Source organism: Streptomyces sp. NPDC054786 (assembly GCF_053611685.1).
The window spans coordinates 93,218-101,029 of the sequence record NZ_JBSHAW010000034.1; the positions used below are offsets into that span (position 1 = coordinate 93,218).

Below are 7,812 nucleotides of genomic sequence, written 5' to 3' on the forward strand. Positions count from 1 at the left end.
TGACCGGTTTGTCCGTGACGGCCTGACCGGTTCGCTGCCGAGGGCCGGCCCGCTCCCCCGTCGACGCGTGACAGGATCGCTGTCATGACTACTCCTGACGATGGCCGGTTCTCCCCGAACGCCGCGACCCGCGCAAAGGCCGCCCTCAAGCGCGACCCCTGGGACCTCCCGGACGTCTCCGGCCTGGTGGTCGGTGTCCTCGGCGGCACCGGCGACCAGGGCCGCGGCCTGGCCTACCGGCTCGCCCGGGTCGGCCAGAAGGTGATCATCGGCTCCCGGGCCGCCGAACGCGCACAGACCGCCGCCGACGAACTCGGCCTGGACATCGAGGGCGTGGAGAACGCCGAATGCGCCCGGCGCAGCGATGTCGTGATCGTCGCCGTGCCGTGGGAGGGCCACGCCAAGACCCTGCAGGCGCTCCGCGAGGAGCTGGCCGGCAAGCTCGTCATCGACTGCGTCAACCCGCTCGGCTTCGACAAGAAGGGCGCCTTCGCGCTCAAGCCGGAGGAGGGCAGCGCCGCCGAGCAGGCCGCGGCCCTGCTGCCCGAGTCCCGGGTCACCGCCGCCTTCCACCATCTGTCCGCGGTGCTGCTGCAGGACCCGGAGACCGAGCAGATCGACACCGATGTGATGGTGCTCGGCGAGTCCCGTGCCGACACCGACCTGGTGCAGGCGCTGGCCGCCCGTATCCCGGGTATGCGCGGCGTCTTCGCCGGCCGGCTGCGCAACGCCCACCAGGTCGAGTCGCTGGTCGCCAATCTGATCTCGGTCAACCGGCGCTACAAGGCGCACGCGGGGCTGCGCCTCACCGACGTCTGAGCCGTACACCGGGGGCGGCGGCCGATGGACCGCCGACCGGTGCACACGGGGCATGGGGGACACTGGGGAGGACCGCACCACTCTCGACAGGAGCCGCTCCCATGCCCCTCTTGCCCCCGTCCGGCCCGGCCCGCCGACTCGCTCTCATGGCCCTCGCCGTGTGTGTCCTCTCCGTCGCCGCGGCCGTGGTCGCGTTCGCCGCGGGCAGCTTCGTCGGCATCGTCTGGATCCTGCTGGCGGGCATCTCCAGCAACATGGCGTGGTTCTACCTGCGCAAGGCGAAGCTTCAGCGGGCGCAGCAGGCCGGCTGAGCCCGGCCCCTCAGAAGAGACCGCCGCTCTGCGTCAGCTGCGGCTCACCCTGCCAGAACCGGAAGAACTCCTGGCCGAGGTAGGTGTCGAGCGAGGAGACGCCGAGGCCGCGCAGGATCGTGTTCACCAGCTCGAAGAACACCTGGTTGACCTCCGGGAGCCACAGCAGTCCGAAGACCGCCAGCAGTCCGAACGGCGCGAACGGCTCGACCTGCCGCCGCAGCTTGTGCGGCAGCCACGGCTCGATCACCCCGTAGCCGTCCAGGCCCGGCACCGGCACGAAATTCAGGATCGCGGCGGTCACCTGCAGCAGCGCCAGGAATGCCAGGGCAAAACGGAACGGAGCGGGCACACCGGCCAGCCCGTGCAGCCAGAACGGCGCCGTGCACACCGCCGCGAACACGATGTTGGTCAGCGGCCCGGCCGCCGAGATCAGGCTGTGCCGCCAGCGCCCCTGGATCCGGCCCCGCTCGATGAACACCGCGCCGCCCGGCAGCCCGATCCCGCCCATGATCACGAAGATCACCGGCAGCACGATGCTGAGCAGCGCATGGGTGTACTTCAGCGGGTTCAGCGTCAGATAGCCCTTGGCCTCCACCGAGATATCGCCGCTGTGCAGCGCGGTCCGGGCGTGTGCGTACTCGTGCATGCACAGCGAGACCACCCAGCCGGACACCACGAACAAGAACACCGCGAAGCCGGTGTGCGCCGCGAGCGCTTCGCTCCACACGGCCCATCCCGACACCGCCATGACGGCGACGAGCACGAGGAAGACCGGGCTGATGCGGCGATCGGCGCGGCGGATTGCAGTGGTCATCGTGCGGGGCTCCCGGGTGTCTGGTGAGGGGCAGCCATGACCGTAACCGCGTCACGGCGGCCGGCGCACGGTGGTGTGCCGACGGGCTCGTTCACGGACCCCCTGCCCAGGACCCGATGCCCCGAAAACGACGCTCGGTGCCTGGGGAGTTCCGGCTTGAACGACAATGGGCCGGTGCGCTACGGAATTCTCGGCACCACCCAGGCCGACCGGGCCGACGGCACCCCCGTCGCGCTCGGCGGGCCACGCCTGCGCGCGCTGCTCGCGGCCCTCGCGCTGCGCCCCGGCCGGGCACTGTCCCCGGACGTGCTGATCGCCGACATCTGGGGCCTGGACCCGCCCGTCGACGCGGCCGGTGCGCTGCAGGCGCTGGTCGGCCGGCTGCGTCGTGCCCTGGGGCATGCCGCGGTCGCCTCGGTCGACGGCGGCTACCGGCTCTGCGCCGACGCCGACGCCGTCGATCTGCACCGCTTCGAACGGCTCGCGGCGGAGGGCGGCCGGGCGCTCACCGCCGCGGACGCGTCCGGCGCCGCCGCCCTGCTCGACGATGCCCTGGCGCTCTGGCGCGGCCCGGCCCTCGCCGATCTTCCGGACGCGGGAGTCGAGGCGGCCCGCGCCGAAAGCCGCCGGATGGACGCCCAGCGCACCCGCCTCGCCGCCGACCTCGCCCTCGGCCGGGCCGACCGGGCGCTGCCCACCCTCCTCGCGCTGTGCCAGGACCATCCGCTGGACGAGCCCCTCCAGGCCCTGCGGCTGCGTGCGCTGCGCGCAGCGGGCCGCACGGCGGAGGCGCTGGCGGCCTACGAGGAGATACGCACCGGCCTCGCCGACCGCCTCGGCGCCGACCCGGGCCCCGAACTGCGCACCCTGCACGCGGAACTGCTCCGGCCGGAGCCGGGCCCGCCGCCCCCGCACCCGGCGCATACCCACCCGACGCCTACGCACCCGGCGCCCGGAGCCGCGGCCATCGCCCCTGCCGCATACGGCGGCACCGGCACGTCGTACGACACGGGGACCACGTACCGCGCCGGGGCCCCCTCCGGCACCGGAACGCCCCAGGCCCCCGGCACCGCGCACCGCCCCGGCGCCGCCGCCTCCACCGCCGTCCCCGTCCCCTTCCTGACCCCGCCCCACCCCCGCCCCGGCAACCTCCGTGCCCGGCTCACCTCCTTCGTCGGGCGGGACGCCGAGCTGGCGGCGATCCGCGCCGATCTGGCCGAGTACCGGCTGGTGACCCTGCTGGGCCCCGGTGGCGCCGGCAAGACCCGGCTGTCGCAGGAGGGCGCGGAGACCGCAGCGGCCGCGCTGCCGGACGCCTGGCCGCAGGGCGTATGGCTGGCCGAGCTGGCACCGGTGGACGATCCGCAGACGGTGCCCGAGGCGGTGCTGACCGCGCTCGGCGCCCGCGAGACCGTCGTCCGCGGCACCACCGCCGAGGGGCTGCGGGCCGCCTCCGATCCGACCGCGCTGGACCCGCTCGGCCGGCTCGCCGAGCACTGCGCGGGGCGCCGGATGCTGCTCGTCCTCGACAACTGTGAGCATGTGATCGGCGCCGCCGCCGAGCTCGCCGAGCGGCTGCTGGCCGACTGCCCCGGTGTGACGGTGCTGGCCACCAGCCGGGAGCCGCTGGCCGTACCGGGCGAGGTGCTCCGGCCGGTCGAGCCGCTGCCCGACCCCGTCGCGCTGCGGCTGCTCGCCGACCGCGGGGCAGCCGCCCTGCCCGGCTTCCGCGTCGACGCCGACGAGGAGACCACAGCGGCCTGCACCGAGATCTGCCGTCGGCTGGACGGTCTGCCGCTCGCCATCGAACTCGCCGCGGCCCGGCTGCGGTTGCTCTCGCCGCGGCAGCTCGCCGACCGGCTCGACGACCGTTTCCGGCTGCTGACCAGCGGCAGCCGGACCGTACTGCCCCGGCAGCAGACGCTGCGCGCGGTCGTGGACTGGTCCTGGGAGCTGACCGACGAGCCCGAGCGGGCGGTGCTGCGCCGGCTGTCCGTCTTCGCCGGCGGCTGCGATCTGACCGCCGCCGAAGAGGTGTGCGCGGGCGACGGCGTCGACGGGCGCGAGGTGGCCGGGCTGCTCGGCTCGCTGATCGACAAGTCGCTGGTGGTGGCGGCGCCGGTCGGCCAGGAGCGCGGCGTCGGCCGCTCCGGTGGAGACGGTGTGGGCACCGGGGGACAGATGCGCTACCGGCTGCTGGAGACGGTGGGGGAGTACGCCGGCGAGCGACTGGACGAGGCGGGGGAGCGGGGCGGTGCCGAGCGCCGTCACCTCGTCGCCTACCGCGAACTGGCCCGTACCACCGACCCGTTGCTGCGTGGCCCCGGGCAGCGCTCCGGCATGGAGCGGCTGGAGCTGGAGCACGACAATCTGCGCACCGCGCTGCGCCGCGCCCTGGCCGCGCGCGACGAGCACGAGGCGCTGTGCCTGGTGTTGTCCCTGCAGTGGTTCTGGTCGCTGCGCGACCACCGCAGCGACGCCCGCCACTGGGCGACGGCGGCCGGCGCGCTCGGCCCCGACCCCTTCGGCCCGGCCGCCGAACCGGCCCCCGACCTGCACGAGAGCCCCATCGACACCCCACCGCCGATGGCTCCCGAGCAACTGCTGGAGGCTCGCCGCGAGGTCCGGCTGGTCGCGCTCGCCGGCATGGACAGCGATATCGAGGTGATGCAGGACACGGCGATGCAGCAGGAGCTGGCCGGGATGCTCACCGTCTACCGCACCGGCATGCCGCAGACCTGCAAGGTACCCGGCGCGCTGTGGTACTACGCGGTGCTGCTCACCGGGCGGTTCGACGACCTGGCGGAGCTCGTCGACAGCGCGGTGCAGGCCTGCCGCGACTTCGGCTACGAGTGGGAGCTGGCCTACATCCTGCAGCTCCGCTCGAAGATCCTCAACGAACGTCCCCACGGGCTGGCCCAGGCGGCCCGCGATGCCGACGAGGCGCTGCGCATCTTCCTCCGGCTCGGCGACGCCTGGGGCGCGGCCGAGGCGCTGTCGGGGCGCGGCGAAACGCATGAGAAGCGGGGCGCGTACGCGCTCGCGGCGCGCGACTACCGGGCGGCGATGGTGCACGCCGAGAACCTGGGGGCGCACGGCCAGACCCTGCTGCTGCGCTGCCGGCTGGGTGCCGTGCTGATCGAGGACGGTCAGGAGGAGACCGGTGAGCGGATGCTGCGCGAGGTGCTGGCCGAGGCCGCGAAGGGCAACAGCGGCCGGGACACCGAGCCGTTCGCGCGGCTGAGCCTCGCGATGTGGCTGACGATGAAGGGACATCTCCAGGAGGCGCGGGAGGAACTGCACGCGGTGCGCGAGATCTTCATCCCGCGCGCCCCCGACCTGTTCGCCGGAATGCTGGAGGCGTCGCTGATCGCACTGGATCTGGACGAGGGGCACCACGACGAGGGGCTGCTGACCAGGTTCCGGACGGCCATGGACAGTATGCAGGGCTCCCTGACGCAGATGGTCGCGCCGGACCTTCCGGTGGTGCAACTCCTCACCGGCGCCCGGGTGTTGATGACGCTGCGCGGCGAGCCGGCGGGGCGGGACGCGGCGCGCCTGGTGGGGGCCTACGACGCGCTGCGGGCCACCAGCCATGTCCCGCCGCGGATCATCCGCGACAACCGGGCCCGTACCGAGGCGTCCGCGCGGGCGCTGCTGGGTGATGCGGCCTATGCGCACGCGTACGCCGAAGGCGGCGGCCTCTCCCTCGGAGAAGCCGCCGCCCTCATCTGACGCGAGCCGGGCGAAAGGCCGTCCCGCAGGGAAGCCCCCTGCGGGACGCACGTCAGGTCTTCTTGCGGAACTTCGCCACCGCGAGCGGCATGGTGACGGCCGTGATGGCGACCGCCCAGCAGAGGGTGATCAGCACCGGATGGGCCACCGCCCCCTGGCCGTTGATCAGGGCGCGGGCCGCGTCCGCCAGGTTGGAGAGCGGGTTGACCTCGGTGAAGCCCTTCAGCCAGCCGGGCATCTTCGTGGTCGGCGTGAAGATCGACGAGCCGAACTGCAGCGGCATCAGCACCAGCATCGCCACGCCCTGGACCGCCTGCGGGGTCTTCATGGAGAGTCCCAGCAGGATGAAGATCCACATCAGGGCGGCGCCGAAGACCGTGGACAGCGCGATCGCGGCGAAGAAGGCGATCATGCTCCCCTTGATCTCCAGGCCCAGCAGGAAGCCCATGCCGAGCAGGATCGCGGTGGCGATCAGCATCCGGCCGATCTCGACGACGATCTTGGCGATCAGGACCGAGGAGCGGGCTATCGGCATGGTCCGGAAGCGGTCCATGACGCCCTTGCGGAAGTCCTCGTTGACGCCCGTGCCCACCGCCATGGCGATGTTCATGCCCATCATCGCCATCATGCCGGGCACCAGATGCTGGACGTAGGCGTGCTGATGGCCCTTGCCGGCGATGGCGCCGCCGAAGACGTAGGTGAACAGCAGGATGAAGATGACCGGCATCAGCAGGGCGTCGAACATCGACTCCGGGTCCTGCTTGATCTGCAGGGCGTTGCGCCGTACCAGCGCGCCGATGTGCCGCAGATTGGCGCGGACACCGATCCGGCCTTCGTCGGCGCCGGCCTTCACCCGTGGCGCCGTCAACGTCGCCGCACTCATGCTGATACCCCCGCGTACTGCTGGTCCCTGTCGTCCTCGGATGCCTCGGCCTCGGAGGTCTTCTGGCCGGTGATGGCCAGGAACACCTCGTCCAGGCTGGGCAGATGGGTGCTGATCCCGGCGAGCGAGATGCCCTCCCGGCCGAGCACATCGATCACCGCGGTCAGCTGCTCATCGCTGATGATCGGTACGTTGACCACACCCCCGTCGTGGTCAGCGGTGGCACCCGCGATGCCGTCCAGACCGGCTCGGGCGATGGCGCCCGCCATCCGGTCCAGGTCGCCGGGTTCCGACGGCCGGATCTGCAGCGTCCGCCCGCCGACCTTGGCCTTGAGCTCGTCGACCTGCCCCTCGGCGATCACCCGGCCGCGGTCGATGACCGTCAGCTCGTCGGCCAACTGCTCGGCCTCTTCCATGTACTGAGTGGTCAGCAGCACCGTGGCGCCCTCGCGCACCATCCGCTGGACCTCCTGCCACACCTCGTTACGGGTGCGGGGGTCGAGGCCGGTGGTCGGCTCGTCCAGGTAGAGGACCGCCGGTTGGCCGATCATCGAGGCGGCCAGGTCGAGCCGGCGGCGCATACCGCCGGAGTACTTCGCCGCGGGCCGCTTGGCGGCCTCGGTCAGCGAGAACCGCTCCAGCATCTCGTCCGCGCGGCGGCGGGCGTCCCTGCGGGGCAGATCGAGCAGCCGCCCGATCATGTAGAGGTTCTCCCAGCCGGAGAGCTTTTCGTCGACCGAGGCGTACTGCCCGGTCAGGCCGATGGTGCGGCGCAGCGCGCGGGGCTGGCGCACCACGTCGAAGCCGGCCACGACGGCGCTGCCGGCGTCCGGCACGAGGAGGGTGGACAGGCACCGTACGAGGGTCGTCTTGCCGGCGCCATTGGGGCCGAGCACGCCGAGCACGGTGCCTTCCTTCACGTCCAGGTCCACCCCGTCGACGGCCTTGACCGCGCCGAAGTGCTTGACCAGACCGCGCACCTCCACGGCGTTGCCGCCCTTGGTGGTTATCGTCTGTCGCGTCATGACCCCTAAGGTGCCAGCCGCCACCGACAACGCACCGACAGGTCGCCGACATGGCGCTGCGCTTTGCCTTGCGTCCCACGTTGTCGGCTTTCCCGCCGTGGTTCGTCTCGCCGTTGCGCCTGGCGGCGGGCGGGGTCCGCTGCGCGGGGCTGTCGGGGTGCGGTGACGGGCCTGCGCGGGTGGGTGTCCGGACTGCTTCGCTTTACGTCCGGACACCCACCC

Annotated in this window: 6 protein-coding genes; 3 read left to right on the top strand and 3 right to left on the bottom strand. The window is 72.6% G+C overall.

Annotation, left to right across the window (positions count from 1 at the left end):
* Positions 1-84 precede the first annotated feature (84 nt).
* Both npdG and ACWGI6_RS26995 read left to right on the top strand, forming a co-directional pair.
* On the top strand, positions 85-819 hold the full coding sequence (gene npdG, locus ACWGI6_RS26990; protein ID WP_453269900.1) for an NADPH-dependent F420 reductase: 735 nt from the start codon (positions 85-87) through the stop codon (positions 817-819).
* A 101-nt stretch (positions 820-920) separates the two neighbouring features.
* Entirely contained in the window at positions 921-1,130 is a 210-nt protein-coding gene (locus ACWGI6_RS26995; RefSeq protein WP_393908157.1) for a hypothetical protein, read from the top strand.
* Positions 1,131-1,140: 10 nt separating this feature from the next.
* Here the strand turns inward: ACWGI6_RS26995 and ACWGI6_RS27000 are convergent, their stop codons facing one another.
* A complete protein-coding gene (locus tag ACWGI6_RS27000) occupies positions 1,141-1,947 on the bottom strand; it encodes a site-2 protease family protein (protein WP_453269901.1) in 807 nt (268 codons plus the stop codon).
* 156 nt (positions 1,948-2,103) lie between these two features.
* Here ACWGI6_RS27000 and ACWGI6_RS27005 point away from each other — a divergent pair, with 156 nt between their 5' ends.
* A complete protein-coding gene (locus ACWGI6_RS27005) occupies positions 2,104-5,682 on the top strand; it encodes an AfsR/SARP family transcriptional regulator (protein ID WP_453269902.1) in 3,579 nt (1,192 codons plus the stop codon).
* Between the two features lie 52 nt (positions 5,683-5,734).
* On the opposite strand, the gene ACWGI6_RS27010 is transcribed toward ACWGI6_RS27005, so the two are convergent.
* Positions 5,735-6,565 carry an ABC transporter permease gene (locus ACWGI6_RS27010; protein ID WP_453269903.1) on the bottom strand — a complete coding sequence of 277 codons (831 nt, stop codon included), beginning with the start codon at positions 6,563-6,565 and terminating at the stop codon, positions 5,735-5,737.
* Complete coding sequence (locus ACWGI6_RS27015) at positions 6,562-7,590, bottom strand: ATP-binding cassette domain-containing protein (protein ID WP_453269904.1); 1,029 nt, start codon at positions 7,588-7,590, stop codon at positions 6,562-6,564. The genes ACWGI6_RS27010 and ACWGI6_RS27015 overlap by 4 nt, the downstream gene beginning before the upstream one ends.
* Positions 7,591-7,812 lie beyond the last annotated feature (222 nt).